This window comes from Leisingera aquimarina DSM 24565 (assembly GCF_000473165.1).
Lineage (GTDB): Bacteria > Pseudomonadota > Alphaproteobacteria > Rhodobacterales > Rhodobacteraceae > Leisingera > Leisingera aquimarina.
The window spans coordinates 517,232-541,213 of sequence record NZ_KI421504.1 but is presented as its reverse complement, the minus strand read 5'-3'; the positions used below and the strand labels follow the sequence as shown (position 1 = coordinate 541,213).

Annotated in this window: 19 protein-coding genes and 2 pseudogenes; 14 read left to right on the top strand and 7 right to left on the bottom strand. The window is 58.3% G+C overall.

Annotation, left to right across the window (positions count from 1 at the left end):
* Window positions 1-12: 12 nt before the first annotated feature.
* The 4 genes from AQUI_RS32340 to istA all read right to left on the bottom strand — a co-directional run bounded on the left by AQUI_RS32340 (window position 13) and on the right by istA (window position 5,650).
* Window positions 13-246 (bottom strand): DUF45 domain-containing protein, encoded by a 234-nt coding sequence (locus AQUI_RS32340; protein WP_051371840.1) that lies wholly within the window; start codon window positions 244-246, stop codon window positions 13-15.
* The gene (locus AQUI_RS27355; RefSeq protein WP_051371839.1) at window positions 236-3,253 is read right to left on the bottom strand and encodes a type I restriction endonuclease subunit R; all 3,018 of its coding nucleotides are present in this window, start codon (window positions 3,251-3,253) and stop codon (window positions 236-238) included. Before AQUI_RS27355 ends, AQUI_RS32340 begins: the two co-directional genes overlap by 11 nt.
* A gap of 145 nt (window positions 3,254-3,398) precedes the next feature.
* Entirely contained in the window at window positions 3,399-4,163 is a 765-nt protein-coding gene (istB, locus tag AQUI_RS0106465) for an IS21-like element helper ATPase IstB (RefSeq protein ID WP_027255930.1), read from the bottom strand.
* Window positions 4,160-5,650, bottom strand: a complete 1,491-nt coding sequence (istA, locus tag AQUI_RS0106460; protein ID WP_027256776.1) for an IS21 family transposase — start codon at window positions 5,648-5,650, stop codon at window positions 4,160-4,162. Before istA ends, istB begins: the two co-directional genes overlap by 4 nt.
* Window positions 5,651-5,972: 322 nt before the next feature.
* Here istA and AQUI_RS0106455 point away from each other — a divergent pair, with 322 nt between their 5' ends.
* The 5 genes from AQUI_RS0106455 to AQUI_RS0106430 all read left to right on the top strand — a co-directional run bounded on the left by AQUI_RS0106455 (window position 5,973) and on the right by AQUI_RS0106430 (window position 11,380).
* Window positions 5,973-7,169 (top strand): hypothetical protein, encoded by a 1,197-nt coding sequence (locus tag AQUI_RS0106455; RefSeq protein WP_156916789.1) that lies wholly within the window; start codon window positions 5,973-5,975, stop codon window positions 7,167-7,169.
* Window positions 7,170-7,415: 246 nt separating this feature from the next.
* Window positions 7,416-8,612: a Mu transposase C-terminal domain-containing protein gene (locus AQUI_RS0106445; protein ID WP_211236000.1), complete on the top strand. Its 1,197-nt coding sequence runs from the start codon at window positions 7,416-7,418 to the stop codon at window positions 8,610-8,612.
* Window positions 8,612-9,151: a TniB family NTP-binding protein gene (locus AQUI_RS0106440; protein ID WP_027256772.1), complete on the top strand. Its 540-nt coding sequence runs from the start codon at window positions 8,612-8,614 to the stop codon at window positions 9,149-9,151. The genes AQUI_RS0106445 and AQUI_RS0106440 overlap by 1 nt, the downstream gene beginning before the upstream one ends.
* Window positions 9,141-9,599: a hypothetical protein gene (locus AQUI_RS0106435; RefSeq protein WP_027256771.1), complete on the top strand. Its 459-nt coding sequence runs from the start codon at window positions 9,141-9,143 to the stop codon at window positions 9,597-9,599. Before AQUI_RS0106440 ends, AQUI_RS0106435 begins: the two co-directional genes overlap by 11 nt.
* Window positions 9,596-11,380, top strand: a complete 1,785-nt coding sequence (locus AQUI_RS0106430) for a TniQ family protein (protein WP_084294315.1) — start codon at window positions 9,596-9,598, stop codon at window positions 11,378-11,380. The genes AQUI_RS0106435 and AQUI_RS0106430 overlap by 4 nt, the downstream gene beginning before the upstream one ends.
* Before the next feature lie 89 nt (window positions 11,381-11,469).
* Here AQUI_RS0106430 and AQUI_RS27350 read toward each other — a convergent pair whose 3' ends face one another.
* Window positions 11,470-12,369 (bottom strand): LysR substrate-binding domain-containing protein, encoded by a 900-nt coding sequence (locus tag AQUI_RS27350; RefSeq protein ID WP_084294313.1) that lies wholly within the window; start codon window positions 12,367-12,369, stop codon window positions 11,470-11,472.
* A 112-nt stretch (window positions 12,370-12,481) separates the two neighbouring features.
* Here AQUI_RS27350 and AQUI_RS0106420 point away from each other — a divergent pair, with 112 nt between their 5' ends.
* The 4 genes from AQUI_RS0106420 to AQUI_RS0106405 all read left to right on the top strand — a co-directional run bounded on the left by AQUI_RS0106420 (window position 12,482) and on the right by AQUI_RS0106405 (window position 17,927).
* Window positions 12,482-13,468, top strand: coding sequence for a TAXI family TRAP transporter solute-binding subunit (locus tag AQUI_RS0106420; RefSeq protein WP_027256769.1), 987 nt, complete (start codon window positions 12,482-12,484; stop codon window positions 13,466-13,468).
* A 79-nt stretch (window positions 13,469-13,547) separates the two neighbouring features.
* Window positions 13,548-15,917 carry a TRAP transporter fused permease subunit gene (locus AQUI_RS0106415; RefSeq protein WP_027256768.1) on the top strand — a complete coding sequence of 790 codons (2,370 nt, stop codon included), beginning with the start codon at window positions 13,548-13,550 and terminating at the stop codon, window positions 15,915-15,917.
* Window positions 15,918-15,919: 2 nt separating this feature from the next.
* Entirely contained in the window at window positions 15,920-17,191 is a 1,272-nt protein-coding gene (locus AQUI_RS0106410; RefSeq protein ID WP_156916788.1) for a M20/M25/M40 family metallo-hydrolase, read from the top strand.
* On the top strand, window positions 17,184-17,927 hold the full coding sequence (locus tag AQUI_RS0106405; RefSeq protein ID WP_027256766.1) for a sulfite exporter TauE/SafE family protein: 744 nt from the start codon (window positions 17,184-17,186) through the stop codon (window positions 17,925-17,927). Before AQUI_RS0106410 ends, AQUI_RS0106405 begins: the two co-directional genes overlap by 8 nt.
* Before the next feature lie 53 nt (window positions 17,928-17,980).
* Here AQUI_RS0106405 and AQUI_RS32435 read toward each other — a convergent pair.
* Window positions 17,981-18,109: pseudogene (locus tag AQUI_RS32435) on the bottom strand (hypothetical protein); the annotation flags it as partial.
* A 645-nt stretch (window positions 18,110-18,754) separates the two neighbouring features.
* On the opposite strand from AQUI_RS32435, the gene AQUI_RS29780 reads away from it, so the two are divergent.
* Window positions 18,755-19,129, top strand: a complete 375-nt coding sequence (locus AQUI_RS29780; protein WP_211235999.1) for a hypothetical protein — start codon at window positions 18,755-18,757, stop codon at window positions 19,127-19,129.
* A 4-nt stretch (window positions 19,130-19,133) separates the two neighbouring features.
* Here the strand turns inward: AQUI_RS29780 and AQUI_RS29775 are convergent.
* Window positions 19,134-19,876: pseudogene (locus AQUI_RS29775) on the bottom strand (transposase).
* 652 nt (window positions 19,877-20,528) lie between these two features.
* On the opposite strand from AQUI_RS29775, the gene napE reads away from it, so the two are divergent.
* From napE to napA, 4 genes are read left to right on the top strand one after another with little or no spacing between them, the layout of a single operon-like run.
* Window positions 20,529-20,678, top strand: coding sequence for a periplasmic nitrate reductase, NapE protein (napE, locus tag AQUI_RS27335; protein WP_035919835.1), 150 nt, complete (start codon window positions 20,529-20,531; stop codon window positions 20,676-20,678).
* 12 nt (window positions 20,679-20,690) lie between these two features.
* Window positions 20,691-21,206, top strand: a complete 516-nt coding sequence (napF, locus tag AQUI_RS27330; protein ID WP_035919834.1) for a ferredoxin-type protein NapF — start codon at window positions 20,691-20,693, stop codon at window positions 21,204-21,206.
* On the top strand, window positions 21,203-21,481 hold the full coding sequence (locus tag AQUI_RS0106375) for a chaperone NapD (RefSeq protein WP_027256764.1): 279 nt from the start codon (window positions 21,203-21,205) through the stop codon (window positions 21,479-21,481). Before napF ends, AQUI_RS0106375 begins: the two co-directional genes overlap by 4 nt.
* Window positions 21,478-23,976: a nitrate reductase catalytic subunit NapA gene (gene napA / locus AQUI_RS0106370; RefSeq protein WP_027256763.1), complete on the top strand. Its 2,499-nt coding sequence runs from the start codon at window positions 21,478-21,480 to the stop codon at window positions 23,974-23,976. The genes AQUI_RS0106375 and napA overlap by 4 nt, the downstream gene beginning before the upstream one ends.
* The last annotated feature ends 6 nt before the right edge of the window (window positions 23,977-23,982 follow it).

Below are 23,982 nucleotides of genomic sequence, written 5' to 3'. Positions count from 1 at the left end.
ATGCGTTTCGCCTTAGACATACTTCCGAACTGGCTGACGAGGCTGGCCCAGGAACTGAGCCTGCTTCCTTCGAATCCAGGACATTCTTGTTAGCACGGCGACGCGAATGGCTTCGCCACTTACCCGTTCCGGGGCAGCAACCCGCACTCTGCCGGCGGGAGGGTAGCACCCTATATGCAGGTTCTTGATGTTCTTGCGGACGATTTCAACATCAACGCCGCCGATCTCAGCGATCTCAATACTCATTCTGGTTCTTCAAGATCTCGAAGATCCGCTCCCTTTTCGCGATGTCGTCGAAGACTGGCTCCAAACTACGGCGGACCTTTCGTTCCTTCATGGCGTTGCCCCGCCACCCAAAAGGCGCAGTGTCTCGGACAGCTTGGTCGACCTTGATCGCCAAATCCTCATCGCTGTCAAGATTGTCATAGAGTGCCTTCTTCCCCGCCGTCGACATGCTCACCGGATACACATTGCCATGGCCGGCTTTCGCCTGCGTTACCATCTCTTTGATGCGCTCAAGATACTCGGCGTATTCGATGGCGTCGTTTCGCCTCTGGATTACGAGGTCGGAAAGCAAATCGGACATCTTCTCGTAGAAGCGAGGGTTGACCGGGGTTTCTTCGATGATGAGCTTTCGGACATTGTTCTCGATCGCTTCCGCAATGTTCTCGCGTTTGCGCTTTGAAGCTGCCGGAAGTTCATCTTCCATCGCGGCACCCTTGCTCTCGACAAGGTCAATCAAGCTGATGTCATCCAGGTGCGATATGACCTCCGAATCCTCTGCCCGGATGTAGTTGTCGATCAGATGCCTCATGGCGGGCTCGTAGAGCTTCATATCGACAGCATCGCCACTGTGCAGCCGAACGGCATCACGGATGCCGATGGCGTATTCGACTTCCTTTCGGCACTCGGCAAGCTCCAGATCATTGAAACCCGAACCTGCGGGTTCGGCTGCGACATTGGCGTAGGCGCGCGCGTAGCTGCCTGCGATTTTATAGAGAGCTTGCCGACGCCGCGCTTTTTCTTCCGCGTCCGGATCAGTGTCGATCCCATCCGGGCTGGAGAAATACGCGTAGATTTCGTCGTCTGTTTTCGGCTGTTCCACACGGTCCATGAGGCCGAGCCAAGCATCCCGTGCGGCTCGCAAGTCCAAATCTGCTTGCTCTGAACGATCGGCTATCAGCCCGTCGACATCCTCTTTATCGAAGGCATCGAAAGCTTCGGAGGTATAGTCATCAACTGCGCTCTCGATGTTCCGGAAAAGGTCCTTGTAGTCGACGATGTAGCCGAAGTCCTTGTCGTCACCGTCCAGTCGGTTCACGCGGCAGATTGCTTGAAATAGCCCATGATCGCGCATCTGCTTGTCGATATAGATGTAGGTAGCTGTAGGCGCGTCAAAGCCGGTCAGGAGGCGGCTGACGACGATCAGGAGCTTCATCCCCCCTGGCTCTTTTTTGAAGAGCCTCAGGGCCTCTTCTTCGTAATCCTCCTCCGATGTTTCGCCCAGCAGGTCGGTGTAGACGCGGTGGACATACTGCTTGTCGGTTTCGCCCATACCGGTCTCCTCCCCGGTCAGCTCGGGGGCGGCACGCTTGTAAGAGGTGACGATCGCACACTTGTCGGCGAGGACAGACCCGGACTTCCGGAATATCTCGAAGAACTTACAGGCCTCAGGAATGGAACCCGCGACGAGCATGGCATTCCCCATGTTCGCTTGGAGGCGCGGTTTCATTTCCATGTCCACCATGATGTCCTTGGCGATCTCTTCAAGCCGGTCGCGGCTCGACAGAACGCGCTGCAAGGTTCCCCAGCGCTGCTTCAGAGTGGCCTTTGCGACGGGCGTCAGGCCTTTCGTCTTCGCCTCGAACCAAGCGTCGATCTTCTCAGGCGCGCTGATCCTCTGGTCGATATCTCTGGCTTCGTAGCGGAGGTCGAGCACCACGCCATCTTCGACGACCTCATCAAACCGGTATGGCTTGCCGATGTAGGGCCCGAAGGTTTCCAGCGAGGTGCCCTTGTCCGACCGAAGCAGCGGCGTGCCGGTGAAACCGATGAACATCGCCTCGGGCAGGATCTTCCGCATGGCCTTGGCAAGCTTTCCGGACTGCGTGCGATGGGCCTCGTCGATGAAGACGAAGAACTCGCCGACTGGCGCGCCGATATTGGCGGTCTGGATATCGGAGATCAGCGACTCCATCTCGCCCTCTTCCCGCTTGCCGAACTTGTGGACAAGCGAGCAGATAACCCGGTCCTTCGGATCGGCGAGAGCAGCCATGAGGTCGTTGCCGCTGCGGGCGCGGCGCACCTTGTCGCCGGTGTTGCCGAACACCTCTTCGATCTGGCCGTCCAGCTCCTTGCGGTCGGTCACAACCAGGATACGACCGTCGGGAAAGGCTTCCCGTATCCAGCGCACCAGCATCACCATGATGAGGCTCTTGCCCGATCCCTGGGTCTGCCAGATGATGCCCCCCTCCTTTGCCCTCACGCGCTCCTGAGCGGCCTTCACGGCGAAATACTGGTTGGGGCGGGCGATCTTCTTGATGCCGCCGTCAAACAGCGTGAAGTCGTGGATCAACTCAAGGAACCGCGCGGGGGCGATCATCAGGGTAACATCGCGGTCAAGGCGGGCAGAGATGTCGCTCTCCTCCTTCCAGGCCAGCCAGTAAGGCTGAGGAGTCTGGATCGGGGCGTAGCGCAGCCCCTCGCTGTCATTCCCGGCAAATGTGATCTGAACGGTGGTGAAGAAATGGCGGATGAACTCCGGTCGCTGGTTGTCGAGGGTCTGCCGGATGCTTTCGCCCACACCAACGGTGGATTTCTTCAACTCCACCACGCCGAGCGCGATGCCGTTGACATAGAGCACCAGGTCCGGCCGCTTGTTCCAGGCCTTCGGGTCCTTGCCCTTGATGGCGACCTCTTCGGCGACGCCCATGTCGTTGGCGGCGGGATCGGTCCAATCGACGAAGCGGACGGTGATCGGGGCCTCTCCTGGTCCCGGCGCGACGGGGACGCCGTAGCGGAGCATCTCGTAGAAACTCTGGTTCGCCTCGTAGAGCTTCGTGCCCTCCATCCGCGCTTCGCGCTTCAGCAGGGTGATGGCCTGGGCGACGACCTCTGGCGCGTAGCCGCGGGACAGGAGCCACGGGCGCAACAGCTCCTCCTCGATATTGGCATTGCCGTCGCGTTTCTGCCAGTCGCCGAGGTAGCGCCAGCCAAGGCCCCCGGGGGCATCCGTCTGCTTGTCCGAGAGCAGGTGTCAACGGCGGTACGATTTCCGGCCACGGGCGGCGCAAAACCCGGCCATTTCAGGAGTGACCGGCGCCTTGGCACGCGCGCTCTCCAAATAGCTGGCGTGTGCCGAGGCGCCTTGGTCCGTCAGGACCAATCGGAGTTCCATTTCAGGAGTTTTCTTTGAACTGTTTCGCCCTGCTTTGGGCCAGGCGGTAGCTGTCCCCGCTCATCTCAAGGATACTCACATGATGGGTCAACCTGTCCAGCAAGGCTCCGGTCAGGCGCTCTGATCCGAATGTTTCCGTCCACTCGTCGAACGGCAGGTTGCTGGTGATCAGGATGGAACCGCGCTCGTATCGCTGCGAGGTCAGCTCGAACAGAAGCTCGGCGCCGGTCTTGCTGAGGGGCACGAAGCCCAGTTTGTCGATGATCAGGAGCTTCTGTTTCACCAACTGCTTCTGGAGCCGCAGAAGCAGGCGCTCGTCACGGGCCTCCATGAGTTCATGGACGACGGCGGCCGCCGTGGTGAAGCGGACGGTCAGCCCCTTCTGGCAGGCCGCCAATCCAAGACCGAGCGCAATGTGGGTCTTGCCGGTGCCGCTGGGGCCGAGGGCAATGACGTTCTCGCAGCGGTCGATCCATTCGCAGCGCGCCAGTTCCAGCACCTGCATCTTGTTGAGGGGCGGGATCGCGGTGAAGTCGAAGCTGTCGAGGCTCTTGGTGGCCGGGAATCTCGCCGCCTTGATCCGCCGTTCGACCATGCGCCGTTCCCGGTCGATGAGTTCCAGTTCGACCAACCGGGCCAGGAACTGGACATGGTCGCGTCCCTCGGCGGCGCACAGCCTGGCCTGCTTGTCATATTCCCTCAGGAAGGTCGGCAGCTTTAGCTTCTTCAGTTGATGGTTCAGCAGGATCTGTGGTGCTTCTGTCATGCCGGCCCGCCCGCCGTCAGGCACATGTAACTGGACGGCGACGTCGTCGCCACCTTGGCTCGCGGCAGGTAGGGGTAGACATCAAGGTCGAGCCTCGGGGGCTGCCGTTCAACCCGGCACAGCACCAGGTGCTTCACTGCATCAAAACTGATGGCACCCATTTGCAAGGCCGTCTTCACCGCGGCATGGACGTCTTCCATCTCGAAGCTCTCGATCAACCGCAGGACCTGCACATACTCGCGCCGACCGGCCTTGAGCAGACGCGCCTCCATTAACCGTTGAAGGGTATGGAAGGCCTTGGGAAGATCCCAGTTCGCCAGCGGCGCTGCTTGGTCGAACGCCCCGATCTTCTGCTCGATGAGCGGCAGGTAGTGCAGCGGATCGAAGATCATGTCTTCGCGGTCGTAGCTGCGCGGGTGCCGCGCAATGACGTCGCCGCCACAACCTATCACCACCCGGTCAACGAAGCCGCGGATCCAGACATCACGGTGACCGTAGGCGACCGGCACTGAATGGTCGTTGGTCTTGTAGCGCACGAGTGCCAAGGAACTGACACGGCCCGTGGCCTGGTCGCAAGCCTCGAAGGGCGTGGCCGGCACCGCAGCCATCGCATCCAGATCATGCTGAAGCCGCTCGCCAATCGTCGCGCCATGACCGCGCAGAATATCGCCCTGGCGTCTCCGGCATTGATCTTCCAGCCATAGATTGAAGGCATCCCAGGTCGGGAAGTTTGGGACCGGCACCACGAAGTTACGTCTGGCATAACCGACCAGGCCCTCGACCGCCCCTTTGTCATTCCCTTTGCCAGGGCGGCCATACCGATCCCGGATCACGTAGTGAGACAGAAACTCGCTGAAGAGCCGGGCCCGCCTGCGCGCGCCATCCGGCTGGATGCGGGCAACCAGGCAGCGGTCATTGTCGTAGAGCACCGACAGGGGAACACGGCCGAAGAAGGCAAAGGCATGCACATGGCCGTCCATCCACGCCTCGGCTGTCGCCGCAGGATAGGCGCGAACATAACAGGCATCGCTATGCGGCAAATCCAGTGCGAAGAAATGGGCTTTCTGCTCGACCCCGCCGATCACGACGGTAGCTTCGCCAAAATCGGCCTGCGCGTGACCCGGCGGATGCTGGAGCGGCACGAACATCTCGCGGCTGCGGCGGCCATGCTCACGGACATAGTCCTTGATGATTGTGTAGCCGCCGGCAAAGCCATGCTCGTCGCGCAGCCGCTCGAAAATCCGTTTCGCCGTGTGGCGCTGCTTGCGCGGCCGCTCCCGGTCTTCCGAAAACCACTGATCAATAATCCCGGTGAACCCGTCCAGCTTCGGGCGCCGGATCGGTGCCGTACGCCGATAACCCGGCGGAGCTGAGTACACGATCATCTTGTCGACGCTGTCCCGCGAGATCCCGAAATGACGGGCGATGGCTCTCTTGCTCATACCTTCGCGGAAATACGCCTGGCGAACCTTCCGATAAAGTTCCACGGTGAAAATGCTCCTGCCCTCCCTGAAACCAGAAAGAGCCAAAACTGGCCGGTTTTTACGCCGCCCGCAGCAAGGTCATCCCGCCGCTACCGTGGCCGAGTTTCGCACCGCCGCTTACACCGTCGTTTTGGGTCAGCGGAGACTAAATTGATCCACAGCTTATGAGGGCAAAGTGATGGTGGTCAGCAATCATATGCGTATAGTCGGAAAAAACTTCAGAGCAAATTTCCGAGTTTTGCCTCTCGTAGGTCGCTGATTCAAAAAAGTTTTTTGGTGTCCTTGATTCTGGTTCGGTTTTCAGTACCGAACATGGTCCATAAAGTTGGACAAAGAAGCCCTCCCCACCGCGCGACTGGTTCATCAACGCGGCATGGTCAAAAAAGCGAACTGGCTTGTCGGCCCCAAAGTGGAGGGCTTGATCCAGACTGAGAGTGTCCTGGAATCGACTTTGGCGTTCTGCGCCATGATCGATCCGCGCGTTCAGTCGATTGAGCCGCAACCTGTAACCTTCGATCTGCTGTCCGGTAAACGATACCAATCGAAGGACGTGCTTTTGCGAGAGCATCTCGGGGATGGCTATCAGCCGAAACCATACACACCCGACTTCCGTGTTCGGCTTCAATGCGGCAGTGAGCGCTTCCTGGAGGCCAAGCATCGGCGCTTCCTTGAGGAGAAACCCGAGTATCTGACTTACCCCGGCATCTTCTCGGAACTCGGATTGAAGCTTGTTCTGGTGACTGACGAGTTGCTGCAGGGACCCTTGGAATACAATGCACGCATGCTTTGGCCGCACGTCAGCCAACAATTGGCTCCTACAGTGGCCAAGAGGTTCAAGGCAATCGAAGAAGAAGCGGTGGAGTTTCGTAGGCTTCTCCAATGGTTTTCCCAAAGCGAGATCCTGACAGCGATCTTGCAGGGCCTTCTCGCCACCAACATGGTCGACACCCGTGTCGGGCCCAAGACTGCGCTGACCAGTGCAGGCGGTAAAAAAACAGCATTTGGAGATTCTGGCGCTATGACTCCGCTTGTGAAGCAGTACGACGGCCGCATCCTCATGATCGATGACCAAGCACATGAAGTGCTGGGGCCTGTCCATGGTCGTCCGGCAGTCAGTTTGCGCGCGCCGGATGGAATTCAGCACGAGATCTCCGTTCAGGATTTTCAGTTTCAAGTGTCGATTGGAAACGTCTTGGATCCGGAAACCGATGGTCTCCGAAACCGCCACCCGAACGCGGAGGAACAGTTCGAGGTGGCCTTCAGAAAAGCCGTGATCGAACAAACCGTTGCCTTGGAAGCTGAGGGGGTAACCTGGCCGCAGCGTCTTCTCATCATGAGGGAGCGTTTCGAGCGGGATCCGAAGTTCTCAAAGCGCAAGAAGAAGTTCCCAAGCGAGCGGACGATCCAAGTCTGGATGAAACAGAACCTCCGCCACGGTGTGCACGGTCTGAGGGACCGGACCTTTGAATCTGGAAACCGTTCAAGCCGTCATGATGTTCTCTTCGAAGAGATACTATACTAGGTTCTGGAAAAACATTTTCTCAGCTCTGACCGCATCACTGAAACGCTCACCGGTAAACTGGCAGCTGCGCAGTATCGAGAGAAATGCAAAAACGGGGGCATCACGCCGAAACCACATGGGCCAAAAGTCGTCCGCAGGCTGATTGAGCTACTGCCACATTATGATGTTGTGAAGCGGCGCCTGGGAAGCAAAGAAGCCCGTAGAAACATGCTCCAGGCGGGCAAGATCCAGCTTGTAGAGTCCCCCTTGGAACGCGTTGAAATCGACTGCACCGCTGCCGATGTCTTCTGCGTCATTGACGACGCGGGCAATGTTGCCCGCCCAACAATTCGTGCTGCGGTGGATTGCGCCACTGGATTGATCGTGGGATTGCAGGTCTCTCTTTCGAGCCCGCACTCGCTTCTCGTTGCAAATACACTCAAAGAGATCATGAGCCCCCATGAAGAGGGGTTTTTCATTCGGCACAAGATTGAGAAACGGTTTCAAGCTATTGGCAGACCCTTGGCGGTCGTGGCTGACCAAGGCAGCGAAAACAGCGGGGATTTGATCGAAAGGGCAATCAAGACCACGTCTTTCGAACTCAGGAAGAATGCACCTGGAAATCCTGACAGAAAGCCATTTGTCGAACGCCTGTTCCGATCAATCAATGAAGTGCTCACGACCCTGCCGGGAGCGACGCAAAGCAAAGAAATAGCCGCAAAATCCCGAACCAAACGAGCAATGGAAGAAGCGCGACTGACTTTCGAAGATGTTGAGTCCTTCTTGCAAAAGTGGCGTTTCGACGTTCACGCACATCGGTCGCAGCGGCGTATTCAATCCGCGTTGCGGACGCGTGAGGCACTTTGGGCATGTTGGGCGCGCTTACAGGAAGATCATTTGGTGCCCGAACCGCCCACTCCGATGGAACTCAAGCAAATGTTTTTTGCAGGTGCAGCCACTCGCAAACTGCATCGGTACGGGATTGAATTCGAGGGAATTCAGTATTCATCGACTGAACTGAGGAGGCTTTTCAAGGAAATAGGCCCCGATCAGGTGCTCGAAATTCGGTATGATCCCACGAGCATCCTGGAGATCGCGGTTCAGAACCCGCTTTCAAGTGAGTATTTCATCGTTGGTGCGAAACACCCAGAATTGCCAGCGATCTCATTTGATGAGTTGAGACGTTTACGCAAGAAGCACAATCCTGATCCCGGCGAGGACCTGAAGGCCGTGGATATTCTGGATGGGATGCTTGAACATCATCACAAAAAGCCTGTCAGGAATCCAGGTACGAAGCACCGTCAGGCAAAGCGCGACGCTGTGTACCGGCGCGCTGACCAAGCCGCCGTCGATGATGCTCGCGCCAAAGAACAGGCCGCGAAGATGGTTGCGGAGCAGGAGGCAGTTCCAAAGAAGCTGCGCCGCCCTACCAATCTGCCGGAAACCTCGAAGAGAACTGACTGATGTCGCCAGAGATTGATCCAAAGATCCTGGATGTCCGGATCCAGCACAAACGTCACAATGAAGTACTGGCTGAGCTCCAGAGCCTCACCGCAGTTGCAAAGTCGTTTGGCGGAGCGATCATTCCCCTTCTGGGGCCCACGCGGTGCGGAAAGACTGAAGTACTTTGGGATTCCAAGGTTCAACTAAACAGCATTCGTAGAGGTCCAGGATCTCTTGTTGAAACCAATTCATTTGCAGTCGGGAGCATACCGCCCAAACCGAATGACCGTGACATATACTTGGCCATGTTGCGCGCCTTGGGATACAAATGCGCAACTGCGGAGAAGATTCCTGGAATGCGCGATCGCTTGATTGCCGCGATCCAGGCCGATGGTGTTGAAGTCTTGGCACTCGACGAGTGCAGCCATTGTGTTGAGACAGGTGCTAACCTGACGCCAAGAACCGCGGTCGATCACTTCAAAACGCTGGTGGATGCAACTGGTATTGTCCTCGTCCTTTGCTGGCTTACCCAAGTTCCAGAAACTGATCATGGGCAATGAGCAGGTCAGAGACCGTTCATTAAAAACGATCGAATACCATCCCTACCGATGGACCAAAGAGGAGGACGTAGACGCCTTTGTTGGCGCATTCTTGGCGGCACTCGAAATACTCCAAGCGCAAGGTCTGAAGATCGGGTTCGATGATATGGACATGGCCCGCAGAATTTATGGCGCCACCAGGGGCCGTGTCGGAATGATGCTGCGGATTTTGAAGGCGTCCCTGTTCCAGGCCAAGGAGGGCACTTTGACGTTTGACGCGATTGCACGTGGCTGGGAGCTTGGTTTGCAGGGCAGTGGTAATGTCGAGCCATTTTTTGCTACTGAAGAGCCCACCGACACAGCTCTGGTAAGATCCTATGCGTCAGTGATGCAGGAGGCCGACCTCAAGATTGCTCCGGCGACCCTGGATGAATTTGAAGCTGCTCGGCTGGCCCCCCTCCCGAAATGAAGTTGCGTTCGACGACACCTGAGGATTGTGAAAGCCTCCTTGGCTTTTTACGCCGAATTGCGGCGATGAATGCATATGATCACCTTGGTGATTTTCTATCCTTGGCTGAAGTGCGATACGGGCGTCCAATGCTCGAAGATCTGTCGGGCCTTGCAGAAAAGCTCGGTGTCAGTGCGAGCGCCCTGGAAAGAATAGCACCGCAAGCCAATCCTGACTTCGCAGCCCTGGATTGGCGCTTCCAGCGCAATGAAGCGGATCCGTTCTGCCCGGCGTGCATTCAAGATGGAAATGCTTGGAAGCAGTCCTGGCGGCACTGCTTGGTTTCGGCGTGTTCTGAGCACGGACTTGCCTTGCAGAGCTGGTGTCCAAGGTGCTGTGTGACGCTGTCACCCACAAAAGGCGGCTTCAGGACGTGTGAGTGTGGATACCGATTGCAGGATTTCCAGCGGATCGAAGCGACTGCAGGAGAAGTCCATGTCGCGCGCCTCATCGAGGCTGCTGGCCGTGAAAGCCTGGATGCGCACATTGGCCCATGGGAAACTGACGTGCCCAGCTCCATCAGCAGGTTTCTGTTCTTTCTGGCAACGTCTGACCATTCCACGCGGTCAGACAAACCAGGCAAGGTGGCTTTGCCGCGAACTCTTGAGGCGACACGCGATTTCATGGCTCCGGTCCACGATCTGTTGGCCGATTGGCCGCACGCTTTTGACCTCAATGTCGAGAAACGCCTGAATTCAGGCCCGCAGGAATTCAATTCTGCACCCGCCCGTCTTGGGAAATGGTACCAGCGTTTGATGTCGTTTCGCGGTGCAGCTTTCGGTCCATTCCAGGAACGGGTTGGAAAGACCGTTGGAAGAGTTTTTGATGGTGCCTACCCGGGCGCGCTGACGCCAGATGAAGGGCGGGATTGGATATCCGCTGCCAAAGCGACGAAGTTGCTGCGTGTCAGGGCCGAGCGGTTGGTTTCTGCAGTTTCAGAAGGGGTGGTGAAAGGCAGGCTGCATCATTCCGGGCATGGGCACCGGCACACAACGATCCCCATGGATGAAGTGGATAGGTTGCGTGACCTTCGAGCGCGTTATGTTTCTTCAAAGGACGCGGGCGAGTTCCTCGGTGTTGCCAAGAAGCAGTTTTCGCTTCTGATCGAATGTGGCTTCATTCAAACGGCATCAGAGGAGGCCAAGCATCCGCTCGTGGATGGCAGTGTTGATCTCCATGCTCTCATTGCGTTGGTTGACGGGATCCGCGATGAGATTGCGCCTGCACCACCAAATGGCAGACAGGTGCGCTTCCGCGATCTCAACTTGCGCCGCACGACAGATCGGAAAGCTCTGTTTCAGCTTCTTCGTCAGATCAGAGACGGCCAAATCCGCCCCGTCGCCGCATCAAAGGATGATCCGCTCGCAGACTTTGCCTTCTGCGTGGAGGAAGTGGACCGCTTTATAAAGGGTGTATCTGGCCCGGCACCACTTACGGCCAGGGATGTCGCCGAACTTACAGGCTGGAAGCACGAATGCGTGACGCACTGGTGTAACGAAGGGCTGCTCAAATCTTCTCACGGGCGCCGAGGTGGTGCGGATACATATTTCATTCGGCACCAGGATCTGGTCGAGTTTCAGAAGAAGTTCGTTGTTGTCTCAGATGTGGCGCGGGAACTTGGGTCACTGTCCAAACACATAATCTCTCGAGCTTCAGACGGTGGGACACAGACGACAGGAAGCAAGTTGTCTGGCTCAGCTTCACGATGCCACTTGCTCAAGATATCAACATTGGTTTCTTGAGACGCTTTATACTGACCGGATCCGTTACAAGATTCAGGTTCGTTGTCTTAACTCCAGCAAATCCGTTCCTGCACAACTTGACGCCAAACTTAATGCGAAGGCTTTTCAGAGGAATACTTTTGCAATTCCGAATGGAGCAATGAGAGAAAAGCACTGCCGGCCTTCGAAAGCGGTTTGTCCTGAGGAACGAGCAGGCCGATCTGATACGAGATGTTTGGCGAAAACGGGCGCAGGATACAGCTTTCGGTGAATCCGGCACCGTTCACTGGATCTACGATGGCCACGCCGCCGCCCGATCTCACGAATTCTGCGACCGAGGCGAAATACTGCGCCTCAAGCACGACGTTCCAGCGCGCACCAGCATCAGAGAAGGCGCGCGCGATCTGGAAGGTAGTCATGTGGTCGCGGAACAAGGCGGCGAAGGGCACGCCGTCCAGGAGTTCGGGCGTTAGTGTGTCATGTGCCGTCAAAGGATGATCTGGCGGTAGCAGGCATTGGCAGGAGAAAGAGACCTCTTCAGCACTCACTCCCGCAAACTCGGCCGGTTTTTCGGCAATGGCGATGTCGAACAGCTGGCTGGGCAGCTGGTCGATCACGATGTGCGAGCTGCGCGACAACAGGCGTATTTTTACATCGGGCCGCTCGGCCTGGAATTGGCTGATCAGGCGCGGCAGGAACTTGATCGAGATGCCAGGAAAGGCGGAAATCGTCAAATGGCCGGCAGCTCCACGGCGCAAACGCTGCGCGGCGTCACTGGCGCGTCCCACGGCCTCCAGCACCCGCTGGGCTTCGTCATAGAAGATGAGCGCTTCAGGAGTCGGCTGCAGTCGGCCGGACTTGCGCAGGAACAGCTTGAAACCCAGCCGGTGCTCGAGGGTGGCAATGGTATTGCTGACCGCAGGCTGTGAAATCCGCAAGATTTCCGCGGCACGTGTCATGGTGCCTGCGGTCATAATTGCTTGAAAACATTCAATTTCACGTACTTGCATGGGTTTACTATAGTCAATGATTATAGTCTATGTAAGTAAAATTATTAGAAGTGATGGCCTGCAAAATTTACCCTGCCCCCGTGAATTCGTTCAGAACTCAAGGGAGGGAATAATGAAGAAATTCCTGGCAACCACAGCACTGGCGGCCTTTGCGGCGTTTGGTGTCTCACAGCCTGTACAGGCGGAAACAAAGTTTGTGACAATCGGAACCGGTGGGCCGACCGGCGTCTACTTCGTGGCCGGCAACGCAATCTGCCGGATGATCCACAAAGAAGCAGCCGAAGGGCGCAAGCAGGGGCGTCAGCATGGCTACCGCTGTGCGGCACCATCCTCGAACGGGTCCACTTATAACCTGGCCCAGATTTCGCAGGGTGAATTCGAGTTCGGTGTCTCGCAATCCGATTGGCAGTATTATGCCGTGAACGGCACCTCCGAAAAAGTTGTGAACGATCCTGGCTTCCGCTCTGTGTTCTCAGTGCATCCGGAGCCGTTTCAGCTGATCGTGTCCGCAGACTCTGGGATCACATCCTGGGAAGACCTGAAGGGTAAGCGGCTCAACATCGGCAACCCGGGATCCGGGCAGCGCGGCACCACCGAGCTTCTTATGGCGCGCTATGCTACGGGGCGTGACTATTTCGGCCTGGTGACCGAGATGACGTCATCGGAGCATTCCAACGCTTTGTGCGATGGCAACATCGACGCTTTCACCTATGTTGTTGGTGTTCCGAACTCGGGCGTCGCGGTGGCAACCGAAGGCTGCGGTGCGCAGATCGTCAGCCTGAACACCGATGTGGAAAAGCAGCTGATTGAAGAGCGTCCGTTTTATGCGGCAACAAACATCCCGGCGGGTGTCTATTCCTCGCAGAAAGAGGATGTGACCACGTTTGGCGGCTATGCCACAATCGTCTCGCATGAGAATGTCGATGCAGATATTGTCTACGAGGTCGTTCGGGCGGTGTTCGAAAACCTGGACGATTTCAGGGCGCTGCACCCGGCATTCGCCAATCTGGATCCCAAAAGCATGATTCATAACGGTAATTCCGCACCGCTGCATGAAGGTGCCGCCCGATACTACCGCGAGAAAGGCTGGATCGAGTAACGGTCTCCTCCCCACTCGATAACAGCTGGTCTCTGCCGCTCAGGCAGAGACCGAATTTTCCTTCAACCCGGAAATCACCATGTCTGATAAATCACTGCAACAAGCTGCAGTTGATGAGGCGTTGAAAGTCGAACGCAGCGACTATTTCGGCCCCTGGCCGAAAACCTTCATCACCGTTGCCGCCCTTTGGTCCCTTTACCAGCTGTGGATCGCATCCCCGGTTCCCTATGCACTTGGCTGGGGCATCTTCGTGGATCTGCCGGCCCGCGGTATTCACCTGGCCTTTGGCCTGTTCCTGTGCTTCCTGCTGTTTCCTGCCAAGTTTGAGCAAGAGCGGGCAGGGAAGGCGTGGTTCAGCCTGATCCTGGCAGGGATTTCAGCCGCCTGTGCTCTGTATGTCTGGCTGGGTTATGACGGTATCGTCCTGCGTGCGGGCATCCTGCTGGACCTGGATATTTGGGGCATTTCCGTTCCGTTTGAAGCCGTCCTGTCCGCTGTAGGCATGGCGCTGTTGCTGGAAGCCACGCGCCGGGGCGTGGGGCTGCCGCTGGTGATCGTCTGCGGCATCTTCATGGTTTACTCACTGTTTGGGCCATACATGCCCGAGATTATCGCCCACCGCGGCGTGTCGGTCTCGCGGATGACGGGCTACAACTGGCTGACCAGCGAGGCGATTTTCGGGATCCCGATTGCAGTCTCCGTGAGCTACGTGTTCCTGTTTGTGCTGTTCGGTGCCTTCATGGATACCGCCGGCGCCGGCAAGTTCTTTCTGGACCTGTCCTTTGCTGCTGTTGGCAAGTACCGCGGCGGGCCGGCCAAGGCAGCCATTCTGGCATCTGGCCTGACGGGAATGATCTCGGGCTCCTCCATCGCCAACACCGTGACAACCGGCGCCTTCACCATCCCGGTGATGAAGAAAACCGGCTTTCCCGCTGACAAGGCCGGTGCGATCGAGGTGTCTGCCTCGATCAACGGGCAGATCATGCCACCGATCATGGGGGCTTCGGCCTTCATCATCGCCGAGTTCATCGGGATCTCCTATTACGATGTGATCGTGCACGCGATGATCCCGGCCTTCATCGCCTATCTCTCGCTGTTCTACATCTCGCATCTCGAAAGCCTGAAACTGGGCCTCGAGGGGCTGCCCAAGGCCGATTTGCCGGCAATCCGCAAGACGCTGAAGGGAGGCGCTTATTTCCTGATCCCCATCGGCATGCTGGTCTATCTGCTGCTGGTCGAACGCTGGAGCCCGGGCAGTGCCGTGTTCTGGTCGATCCTGATGATGGCGGGGATCATCGTGGTGCAACAGGTCATGCTGGCACGCGAGCACGGGTTGTCGGTGGTCAAGGGGATCCGGTCCGGCGGTATCATCGTGTTCTATTCGCTGGTGGCGGGCGCCAAATCCATGACCGCCGTGACAGCTGCCGTCGGCGCTGCCGGGATCATCGTCGGCATTGTCTCCTCGACCGGTCTGAACAACGCCATGCTCGGCATTGTCGAGGCGCTGTCGCAGGGCAATATCTACATCCTGCTGGGGCTGGTCGCTGTGGTCAGCATCGTGCTGGGGATGGGGCTGCCGACCACCGCCAACTACATCGTCGTCGCCTCGCTGATGGCCGGGGTGATGGTCGAACTGGGCAATGCCTCGGGCCTCGTCCTGCCGCTGATCGCGGTGCATCTTTACGTCTTCTACTTTGGCCTGATGGCGGATGCGACACCGCCTGTGTGTCTGGCTGCCTTTGCCGCCTCGGCGATCTCGGGCGCCGACCCGATGAAGACCGGCGTTCAGTCGTTCAAATATGCGATCCGTACTGCGATCCTGCCGCTGGTCTTCATCTTCAACCCTGAACTTCTGCTGGTTGGAGTCGACAGCATTTGGCACGCCATTCTGGTGTTTATCGTGTCGTTGATTGCGATCTTCGCTTTCTCGTCCTTAACGCTGCAGTGGATGTTTGTGCGCCTCAAACTGGTCGAGGCGGTGCTGCTGGTCTTTGTCGTGGTCAGCCTGTTCCGCCCGGATTTCGTGCTCGACCGTTTCAGTCCGGCCTTTGCGGATGCGCCGCTTGAGAGTGTTGTAAACGGAACAATGCCCGTCGAGGCAGGCCAGAAGATCCGTGTCTATGTGACACGCGAGACCGAATACGGCGATCGTTACAAACTTTTTACCGTCACCGGCCCGCAGACAGCGGAGAATGTGGCATCGGCGATCGGCCTGGACCTCGCCTCTGAGCCGGACGGGCGCGCCAGCGTGACCGATGTTGCCTTTAACGCACCTGCCGAGCAGATCGGCATCACCTGGGGCGACTATGTGACAGCCGTCGGGCTGGAGCAATCAGGCCGTCCGCCCAAGGAGATCATCTATATTTTCGGTCTCCTGGCCTATGCGGGCGTTGTTCTGATGCAGCGGCGCAGAATGAAAACCAAGAATCCCAAACCAGTGGAAGTATGACCATGGCCGTACAATTGACCGAAGCAAACCTGCGCAACAGGATCTGGTTCTGGCTCGAGAAACATAGGGAGGAGGTCCTGGACCTCACCCTGCGCCTGGTGCGGATCAAAAGCCCCCAACCCGAAGGCGACGTACGCACCATGGCGGATCAGATCACGGCGATCGCGTCACAGATCCCGGGGGTAGAGATTGACCGGTACATTTCAGAGGAGCCGATCCACAACCTGGTGCTGCGGCTGCAGGGCAACCGCCCAGGCAAGCGGCTGGTGTTCAATGGTCATATGGACACCTTCCCTGCTGGGGACCTCAGCTCGTGGACCCGCTCTCCCGAGGGCGAAGTGGTCGGCGACAAGGCCTATGGCCTGGGCATTTCGGACATGAAAGGCGGCATCGCCGCAAGCCTCATGGCGCTGAAATGCCTGGCAGAAACCGGTGCGGATTTCCCGGGAGAACTGGTCTGCACCTTCGCCGGGGATGAGGAAACCATGGGGGTTCTGGGCACCAAGTTTCTGCTCGACACCGTGCCCCACGCGCGCGGCGACGCCATGATCAGCGGCGATGTCGGCTCTCCCCATGTGCTGCGCTTCGGGGAAAAGGGGATGATCTGGGCCAAAGTCACCGCAAAAGGGCGGTCGACCCATGCTGCTCATGTCCACAAGGGTGACAGCGCCATTGAAAGGCTGACCAGCGTGATGGAGGCGTTCAAATCCATCCGCGAGCTGCCAATCGGCAGCGAAGGCAACAACCTGCTCCCACTGATCGACCGCTGGTCCGAGAAATCAGAGGCACTTTCAGGTAAAGGCGAAACCCGGGTGTTGAAGGCTGCCACGATCACCTTTGGCACGATCAGCGGCGGGCGGCTATCGAACCTGGTAGCGGATCATGCCGAGTTCACCTGTGACCTGCGCCTGCCGGTTGGTGTGTCTGTGGCACACGCTGAGGCGGAGCTGCAGCGGATCTGCGATGAGACAGACGGCGTCATGCTGGAGATCACCCGCCGCTATGAGCCCAGTTGGACCGCGCCGGATCATCTGGTTATCGAAACCGTCAGAGCCAATTGCGCCGCCGTTCTGGGTGAGGAACCTGCCGTGACCATGCGCGTCGGTGCCTCCGATGCGCGGCTCTATCGATATGCGGGCGTGCCTTCGGTGGTCTGCGGCCTTACCGCCTTTAACCTCGGCGCGCCGGATGAACATATCCTGCTTGAAGAGCTGACTGCGCTGGTTGATATCTTTGCCCTGTCCGCGCATGACTACCTGGTGAGCAATGCTTGATCTGACCATCCTGTTCACGGCCGCCTTTCTGGCCGGAGTCCTGAATGCCATTGCAGGCGGCGGCAGTTTTCTGACCTTTCCGGCGCTGGTTTTTACCGGCGTGCCGCCGATCCCGGCCAATGCCACCAGCGCGGTTGCCGTCTTCCCTGGCTACCTGTCAGGGGCAGCGGGCTTCCTGGAAGAACTGCGCGGCTATGACCGCCGCGCGCTGTTCACCTTGACGGGCCTGTCTATCATCGGCGGCATCGCTGGCGCGTTGCTGCTGCTGGTGACGCCTTCGGAAGTGTTCAGTGTTGTAGTGCCCTGGCTGTTGTTGTTCGCCACGCTGCTGTTCGCTTTTGATAAGCAGCTGCGGGCTATGACCTCCCGGGAAGCAGGCAGCGGTCCTTTCGGCAGGACAGCAGCCACACTTGCTGTGACCACCTACGGTGGCTATTTCAACGGGGGTCTTGGGATTGTGCTTCTGGCACTGTTTTCTGGTCTTGGATTCCGGGACATTAACCTGATGAACGGGCTGAAGAATGCTCTTTCTTTCATCCTGTCGGGTGCCTCGGTAGTGACCTTCGCCCTGGCAGGTATCATTTATATTCAAGAGGCGGCATTGATGATGGTTGCTGCCACAATCGGCGGGTATGCCGGTGCCCGCCTGGCCCGCCGCCTGCCCGTTCAGGCCGTGCGTGCCATTGTAATCGCTGTGGGCTTCGGAATGACCTTGGCCTTTCTGCTGCGCGGCTGATGTCGTGTCTCAATGAACGTAGGGGCAGGCGGCTATTTTGGAGGAGCGGCCCGTCACTCCGCTCGGAGGCGACCCAGAACGGTCTTGGCGATTGCAATATCCTGAACCGCGACACCCGTGAGGTCTGCAAGCGTGATCTGCTGACTGGTCTCGCGCCCCTCAACCTCACAGGAAACGATTTTCCAAGCTTGACCGCCTTTCCTTCTGCCAGTGTCCCGGCGCGGCGCGCTTGGTAGATTCTCAAGGGCGCCGAGGTGGTGCTGATACCAATTTCATCCGGCACCAGGATCTGGTCGAGTTTCAGAAGAGGTTCGTTGTGGTCTCCGATTTGGCTAAGAGTAGCTGCCGGTCAAAGGTGGTCTCTGTGGGATCAGTTAGTCGTTCGTTTTGAAGTTTTTTGCGGACGTCCGGGACAGACAAAAAACGGTGCCAAAATTCTCTGAAATCTGGGGAATTTGCGAATGCGGATGTCGGCTTCGCTGGCACCGCTGAAATTGCCCGAATTTTGGCTGTTAACCTCGTTCTTCGGTTCAGGCTTCGCGAGCTCGAATTTCAGTCGTCCCTCATGGCCTTCTGCATGCCGTGAGAACAGGACGAGCAGTATCCATCCAGAGGGTTGAAATCTTCTGGGTCGCATTCAGTTCCACAGAGGCCGCAAGTCCGCGGCCCCTCGCCACAGAAAACGCATTTCCTGTCCCAACGGCTCCAAGACTCTTGGTCACATTCTGGGCAGGTTGTTACGGATGGCATCTCGCCATTCTTAGCAGCCATATATTGGTCCAGAACGGGCAGGATCCTTCAAACGCAATGGTTCTGTTCTCACGAATATGAGCGACAATCCAAATTGGTTGCGCCAAAACCGATCAGTTAATCAAGCTTCGAACTTCAATGCCGCCTCATCAACACTTTTCCGGGAAGCAGAGACATTATACCTGCGCCGCCTGGCCAAGACACCGGAAATCCGCATGGATCCTTCACGCAATTTCGAAGCCTATCGGCTGAGCAAAGTTAATCAGCTACTCACCAACATCTCCCTCGAGATGGGAAGATCCGATTTCGAGTTTCGCTCACTCACCGACGGCGCAACTATTCCGCCAGACAACATAAGCAGTGGCGAGTCAGAAGCCGTCGCCTTGGCGGCGGAAATTCTCTACTTTTTTGATACGGGTAATCCCCCCATTTTTGCGGGGGCTTGGTCATAGAATTTTACGCGGCCAATCTTAGTTTCTGTGCAGGTGTCATCCCGCCGTTGCCCATGTTGGGGCGTTCGTTGTTGCAGGACCACAGCTACTCGGTGGCAATCTGCTGCACTTCCTCGATGCTTTCGAAGATGTAGGGGCCAAGCCATTCGTGCCGGACCGTCCGGTTGCAGCGCTCGACATAGGCGTTCTGCTGAGGCTTTCCGGGCTGGATGTAGGCCAGGGTGATGCCCCTGTTCTCAGCCCACTCCATGAGCGTTCCGCTGACATGCTCCGGGCCGTTATCGACTCGAATTGTCCTGGGTGCGCCGCGCCATTCGATGATCTGGTTCAGCGCGCGTACAACCCGCTCAGCCGGTAGCGAGAAGTCCACCTCTATGCCCAGCACGTCTCGCTGATGCCGAACGCCCGGCACGCCAGCGCGATGCTGACCCCCTTCATCGCCACCGCTTTCACGGCCAACTCTCGGCGCTGAGCCGACCGTATCATTTTTTTCCAAGAGCCTCCTTCAGCAAGTCGTTCTGCATGCTGACGTCGGCGGACATGCGCTTCAGCCGGCGGTTCTCCTCGGCCATTGCCTTCATCTCGCTGATAAGGCATGGCATCCATGCCACCATACTTGGCGCGCCATTTATAGACGGTGGCGCTGCTCATGCCGTGCTCCCGGCACAGCCCGGACACCGGCACCCCATGCTCCATCTGCTGCAGGATGCCCATGATCTGGGCCTCAGTGAAACGTGTCTTCTTCATCGGAAACTCCTCAGTCATCCTGCCGAGAAAATTCTACTTCCGCATCCCCTAAGATCGGGGGGATTACCGGATCCCCATAGCACTGCGGATATCCCATAGTTCTGCGGTATTCGCCCATAGTGCTGCGGGCTGCGTTTGAAGCGCTCGTTGGTTCTTTAGGCTCATGATGCCCCGCCGGCAAACGCGGGGTATTTTCATTTGCAAAATCCGCAAGCCGTGTTGGTACGCCCAGGGGTCAGAGCACGGCTCTGCCATTCCCTGACTTCGTCCAATACCGCATCGGTGAGGATGCTTCGCAACAGGGCGCGTGCTCTTCAGTCAAGCCGGGCCGGCGGTTTCACAGGCCGAGAGGTTCGAGACCTGCTGCTGCCTTTTCCAGCTCAACTTTGAAACATGGGTTTGTCCCAAAATTGTTTGCACCATTCGCAGTTTGAAGCGCTCCGGAAACATCAAACATCTCTAATTTTGATTGTTTGAATGTTTGGTATTGCCAAATCTACTGCCTGCGAAATGATTCAGATCAAAGTGCAGAATGACTGTCCTGCGCATTCTCCTGCCAGCGAAGCGGCGCTGTTCAGAAAATCGGAATCAGATGCGGTCTTTTCCGGCCGGCTTGCTGCGCTACACTTGTAAGAGCCAAGGAGGACAAAAAATGTCCGAACAGCCAAGCAAAGCCGAAGAGCGGAACACCTTCCTGTTCCTGGCCGTGGTTCTGGCGCCAGTTCTGGCAGTGGGAATCGTCGGCGGATACGGCCTGATGATCTGGATCTCCCAGATCTTTCTGGGACCGCCCACAGGTTAAAGACCCAGGCCAATGCCAGCACATGCCAGCACCGCCCCCTCGCGGCGCGCCTTCCTGACCGGAAGAGTGGCCCGCCCGGACCCGGAATTCCGTCCGCCCTGGACGGATGAGGCCCGGGTGCAGGCGCATTGCACCAGCTGCAACGCCTGCGTGGAGAGCTGCCCGGAGAACATCATCGAGTTCGACAGCCACAATCGCCCGCGGATCAATTTCCGGGGCGGGGAATGCGCGTTCTGCGTTGCCTGCGCTGAGGCCTGTCCGGAACCGGTATTCGATCTGGAGCAGCCCGCGCCTTGGCCGGTGACGGTAGGGATCACAGGCAGCTGCCTGAATGCCGCTGGAATCGCCTGCCAGCTGTGCACCGACATCTGCGACCCGCGCGCCCTGCGGATGGACCTGTCGGTCCGCCCCGTCGGCGCCATCCAAGTTGACGCCGAGGCCTGCACCGGCTGCGGCGCCTGCCTTGCCACTTGCCCAAGTAATGCCATCGCGATCAGCGATCCCCGCCAGCAAAGGATGTCCGTGTGACAGAAGAAATCCATATCTCCAGCCTGCTGGTGCGCAGCAACCCGGCGCAAATGGAAGGTGTCCTGGCCGACATCAAATCCATGCCATGCGCCGAGATTTCGCAAACTGACCCCTCGGGCAAGATTGTTGTCCTGTTTGAGGCGGACAGCGACCGGGCCATCGGCGACGCGCTCGCCAAAATCCAGCTTCTCGACGGCGTCGCCAGCGCGGCGCTTGTCTTCCATCAAACCTGCGATGCGCAGGACCTCGCCATTGAAGAAGGAGTCCCCCAATGACCGGACTTACCCGCCGCGACGCCATTAAGGCGCAGGCCGCCGCAGCCGCCGCACTTGCTGCCGGGCTGCCGATCCCTGCCGCCGCGCAGAACCTTGTCACCGACGCCAGCCTGACCGAGTTGAAATGGTCCAAGGCCCCTTGCCGCTTCTGCGGCACCGGCTGCTCGATCATGGTCGCCACCAAGGCCGGCCGCGTGGTCGCCACCCATGGCGACACTCAGGCCGAGGTGAACCGCGGATTGAACTGCGTCAAAGGCTACTTCCTGTCCAAGATCATGTACGGCACCGACCGTCTGACCCAGCCGCTGCTGCGCAAGACCAATGGCGAGTACGATAAAGAGGGCGAATTCACCCCGGTCAGCTGGGATGAAGCCTTTGATATCATGGCTGAGAAATGGAAGAAGACCCTGGCCGAGAAAGGCCCCGAGGGCATCGGCATGTTCGGCTCCGGCCAATGGACCGTCTGGGAAGGCTATGCCGCGTCGAAACTGATGAAGGCAGGCTTCCGCTCCAACAACATCGACCCCAACGCGCGTCACTGCATGGCCAGCGCCGTGGGCGGCTTCATGCGGACCTTCGGCATCGACGAGCCGATGGGCTGCTATGACGATTTCGAGAACGCCGACGCGTTTGTGCTGTGGGGCTCGAACATGGCCGAGATGCACCCGATCCTGTGGACCCGCATCACCGACCGCCGCTTCAGCCATCCGCATGTGAAGGTGGCAGTGCTGTCGACCTTCACCCACCGCAGTTTCGATCTGGCGGACATCCCGGCGGTGTTCACGCCGCAGACCGATCTGGTGATGCTGAACTACATCGCCAACTACATCATCCAGAACGACGCGGTGCATAAGGACTTCGTCGCCAAACACGTCAACTTCCGCCGCGGCAATCAGGACATCGGCTATGGCCTGCGTCCCGAACACCCGCTGGAACAGATGGCTGAGAACAACGATAAGGCAGGCGGTTCCGAGCCGATGAGCTTTGAGGAGTTCGCCGAGTTCGTCTCCGAATACACGCTTGAAAAAGCAGAGGAAATGTCCGGCGTCCCGGCCGAGACCCTGGAGAAGATCGCCAAGCTCTATGCCGATCCCGATACCAAGGTCATGTCGCTGTGGACCATGGGCGCCAACCAGCACACCCGCGGTGTCTGGGCCAACAACCTGCTTTACAACATCCACCTGCTGACCGGTAAAATTGCGACCCCCGGCAACTCGCCGTTCTCGCTGACTGGCCAGCCCTCGGCCTGCGGCACCGCGCGCGAGGTGGGCACGTTCTCGCACCGTCTGCCCGCCGACATGGTAGTCAAGAACCCCGAACACCGCGCCTATGCGGAAAATATCTGGAAACTGCCCGCTGGCACCGTGCCTGGCTGGGTCGGCTCCCACGCGGTGAAACAGAACCGCGACCTGAAGGACGGCAAGATCAACTGCTACTGGGTGCAGGTGAACAACAACATGCAGGCCGCCCCCAACATGATGGAGGAAGGGTTGCCGGGCTATCGCAACCCCGACAACTTCATTGTGGTGTCGGATGCCTATCCGACGGTCACGGCAGAGGCTGCCGACCTGATCCTGCCCGCCGCCATGTGGGTCGAGAAGGAAGGCGCCTATGGCAACGCCGAGCGCCGCACACAGTTCTGGTATCAGCTGGTGGATGCGCCGGGTGAGTCGATGTCAGACCTGTGGCAACTGGCGGAATTCTCCAAACGCTTCACCACGGATGAGGTCTGGCCGACGGAAATCCTGGACGCCAACCCGGAATACAAGGGCAAGACCCTGTTCGAGGTGCTGTACGCCAACGGCAAGGTCAACAAATACGAGCTGACCGAGAAGGCCCGCGAATACGGCAACCACGAATCCGAGGACTTCGGTTTCTACATCCAGAAGGGCCTGTTCGAGGAATACGCCGAATTCGGCCGCGGCAAGGCCCACGATCTGGCGCCCTTTGAGACCTACCACGAAACCCGCGGCCTGCGCTGGCCCGTTGTGGACGGCAAGGAAACCCGGTGGCGTTTCAAGGAAGGCTCCGACTCCTATGTGACGCCGGGCGCGGATTACGAATTCTACGGCAAACCCGACGGCAAGGCGGTGATCTTTGCACTGCCCTATGAACCGCCGGCGGAAAGCCCGGATGACGAATACCCGATGTGGCTGGCAACGGGCCGGGTGCTGGAACACTGGCACTCCGGCTCGATGACCCAGCGGGTGCCGGAGCTGTATCAGGCGATCCCGGACGCGCTCTGCTACATGCACCCGGATGACGCCAAGGCCCAAGGGTTCCGGCGCGGCACCGAAGTGCGGATCATCTCGCGGCGCGGCGAAATCCGCACCCGTGTAGAGACCCGAGGCCGCAACAAGCCGCCCAAGGGTCTGGTGTTTGTGCCCTGGTTCGATGCGCGCCGGCTGATCAACAAGGTCACGCTGGATGCCACCGATCCGATCTCGAAACAGACGGACTTCAAGAAATGTGCAGTCCGTATCGAAGCAGTGTGAGGTCCG

Bases quoted from the DNA above. Each gene is read 5' to 3' on its own strand.
- AQUI_RS32340 (WP_051371840.1), bottom strand. From the start codon at position 246: ATGAGTATTGAGATCGCTGAGATCGGCGGCGTTGATGTTGAAATCGTC.
- istB (WP_027255930.1), bottom strand. From the start codon at position 4,163: ATGACAGAAGCACCACAGATCCTGCTGAACCATCAACTGAAGAAGCTA.
- AQUI_RS0106440 (WP_027256772.1), top strand. From the start codon at position 8,612: ATGTCGCCAGAGATTGATCCAAAGATCCTGGATGTCCGGATCCAGCAC.
- AQUI_RS0106435 (WP_027256771.1), top strand. From the start codon at position 9,141: ATGGGCAATGAGCAGGTCAGAGACCGTTCATTAAAAACGATCGAATAC.
- AQUI_RS0106430 (WP_084294315.1), top strand. From the start codon at position 9,596: ATGAAGTTGCGTTCGACGACACCTGAGGATTGTGAAAGCCTCCTTGGC.
- AQUI_RS27350 (WP_084294313.1), bottom strand. From the start codon at position 12,369: ATGCAAGTACGTGAAATTGAATGTTTTCAAGCAATTATGACCGCAGGC.
- AQUI_RS0106420 (WP_027256769.1), top strand. From the start codon at position 12,482: ATGAAGAAATTCCTGGCAACCACAGCACTGGCGGCCTTTGCGGCGTTT.
- AQUI_RS0106415 (WP_027256768.1), top strand. From the start codon at position 13,548: ATGTCTGATAAATCACTGCAACAAGCTGCAGTTGATGAGGCGTTGAAA.
- AQUI_RS0106410 (WP_156916788.1), top strand. From the start codon at position 15,920: ATGGCCGTACAATTGACCGAAGCAAACCTGCGCAACAGGATCTGGTTC.
- AQUI_RS0106405 (WP_027256766.1), top strand. From the start codon at position 17,184: ATGCTTGATCTGACCATCCTGTTCACGGCCGCCTTTCTGGCCGGAGTC.
- AQUI_RS29780 (WP_211235999.1), top strand. From the start codon at position 18,755: ATGAGCGACAATCCAAATTGGTTGCGCCAAAACCGATCAGTTAATCAA.
- napE (WP_035919835.1), top strand. From the start codon at position 20,529: ATGTCCGAACAGCCAAGCAAAGCCGAAGAGCGGAACACCTTCCTGTTC.
- napF (WP_035919834.1), top strand. From the start codon at position 20,691: ATGCCAGCACATGCCAGCACCGCCCCCTCGCGGCGCGCCTTCCTGACC.
- napA (WP_027256763.1), top strand. From the start codon at position 21,478: ATGACCGGACTTACCCGCCGCGACGCCATTAAGGCGCAGGCCGCCGCA.